This window comes from Catenibacterium sp. RTP21428st1_D7_RTP21428_210409, assembly GCF_040227455.1.
Classification (GTDB): Bacteria; Bacillota_I; Bacilli_A; order Erysipelotrichales; family Coprobacillaceae; genus Catenibacterium; species Catenibacterium mitsuoka_A.
Map to the genome: position 1 here is coordinate 1 of NZ_JBEHVX010000144.1, position 2,528 is coordinate 2,528.

Below are 2,528 nucleotides of genomic sequence, written 5' to 3' on the forward strand. Positions count from 1 at the left end.
TCAGCTTCATGAACGCCGTTTAATCGGTGTTTATGAAATTTAATTTTCACTAACCTGTGGTTTGTGGGTATTCAAATTAATTTTTATATAAATTATGTTTTCTATGCACAAAAAATGTATTCTGTACAGAAATTAATGAAAGTAGTATTTGTTTCTCGCTAAATCACAAATATATATTATTAAAATAGTTTTAATACAACTGATGAGAAAATATTTTAAATAAATAAAATTATCTTAATATAATATCATTGATACAAAGAGTTAGAGTTTATTTATGATAGTTATGCCATATTTTTGTTACTTAAGTTATTTTTATTAATTCGTTTATAAAAAAATGATATTTTTAGTTTGTCGACAGGACAGGAGTTGAAAAATATGAAGAGCATATATCATGAAAAGATAATCGAAAGAATTGTTAATAATATTGATAATCAACAATTTAATGATTTTACAGAGTTATTTGATTATATTATGTTGAATCGTTATCTGAGTGAATATTATAAAAATAATACAGAGAAAAGTGAGCATTACAAAGATACCTGTAAAAACTCAATAGAATATTTAATAAATAACTTAAAAAAATTTAATATTCCTATGGGTGTTTGGTATGGTTTTACAGGATTGGCTTATGTAATAAGGGATATATATGGAAAATGTAAATCTCTAGATACAATTGAAGAATTTGTAAAAAAACAGTCATTGAGATTAATTGTACATGGAATAAAAAGAGATAGTTTATTTAATGGTGAATATGATTTGTTAAATGGCTTGACAGGGATACTAAATTATTTTCTTGTATATAAAACTGACGAGGAAAATTATATAAAAGAATGCTTACAGTGGATGGTTAATCTATTTGATAATAATAAAATTGAATTCTCGGATAAATTGATAATCAGAAATGATTTTATAACAAATCCAATATTAAAAAAAGAATATAAACATGGATATATTGATTTAGGTACAGCTCATGGGATGATAGATTTTTTATATGTATTTTCTTTGGCTATCAAGAAAGGTATTACTTGCAAAAATTTAGATTTAGTCTTTAACAATTTATTAAATTATTACATAGAAATGTTTAATAAAAATGAATGGGAATGGCCTTCATTGATAGAAATAGAAAATAAAGATAGAAAAATTGTTTATAAAACAAGATATTCGTGGTGTTATGGAAAATTAGGAATAACAAGATTGTTATATAATATAGCGAATAACATTAATGATAAACAGTTAAAAAATAACATGATTGATGAAATGAAAAAAATTGATTTGAATTATTTAGAAAAATTAGAGTTGATTTGTCCAACATTTTGTCATGGATACTCTGGATTATATCACATAGTGAACTTGTTTTATAGGGAAACAGAAGACGACTATTTTAGAAAATTAAGTGATAAAATTGAAAAAATAATCTGGAATATGGGTGATGCGAAAAATAAGTATTATTTTTATAAACATGATTTAAATGAAAGTGAAAGAAAAGATATATACGAATATGAAAGATTGAATTCATTAGATGGAGTTATTTCTGCGATAAATATATATATATTAGAAACAAAAAATAAAGAAATATCCTTGATGAGATTTCATGGCATGACAAATGTTAAGATGATTTTATATCAAGTTTACCAAAATACATTTATATATATTTGTGCAATTACTATTGGTGTTATGATTGGTTATTGTATTACACCACATATTATTGAGTTTTTATATGGTCTATTAAATATTAACAATTCAGTTGTAATAGTTAGTGAAGTTTTTACGGAATCTCTTATAGTAATGTTTTGTTTATACATTACTTCTCTTATATTAAATGTTGGGTATATGTATCGTGGAAATTTGGTAAAAATGTTAAATAACGCTAGACAAAACAAATATAGAAAATCTACAGTCTTTGGAATATCTAGTAAGTTTTATTTGATCATATTTATTGTTGGATTAATGCTCACCTTATTTAATGAACATACTTCAGTGGGTTATATATTGTATTCTATATTAGGTTCAATTGGAAGTTATGGTATTATAAAATATTATTTACCTGAATTGATAGAAAGGTTGAAACGTACAAAATGGTTAAATAATACAGAAAAACTTGTTGTCTTTGGAAATTTGTTTTTAAAATTTAGATTTAATGGATTATTAATTCAAACGTTTATATTATTGACTATTATTTTGATAACGTTAATCTGTTTTAATTTAAACAATAACATAGAGATGTATAGAACGATAATTGCTTATATAATTATGCTACCAATGATTATTTTTTGTATCACATATAAGAATCTGATAATGATTAAAAAAAATAAAGAGTATTTAAGATTGATAAATAGAATGGGAGTAGTCGATAAATCTCAAAAAACATTAATTAAAAAAGAATGGCTATATTTTTATTTGGTTATAACTTTTTTACCAAGTGTATACATTATTCCTATTCTTGGTAGGATAGTGTAAAATATTTTGTGTAAAATATGATTTTTCAATTATAGAAAATGGACATATTTCCTAGTAAAATTAAGTCGACC

The 2,528-nt window shown here is 23.2% G+C and carries 1 protein-coding gene; it reads left to right on the forward strand.

What is annotated here, in order from left to right; translation table 11 throughout:
• Positions 1-375: 375 nt before the first annotated feature.
• The gene (locus ABUA27_RS12460; RefSeq protein WP_349820843.1) at positions 376-2,457 is read left to right on the forward strand and encodes a lanthionine synthetase C family protein; all 2,082 of its coding nucleotides are present in this window, start codon (positions 376-378) and stop codon (positions 2,455-2,457) included.
• Positions 2,458-2,528 lie beyond the last annotated feature (71 nt).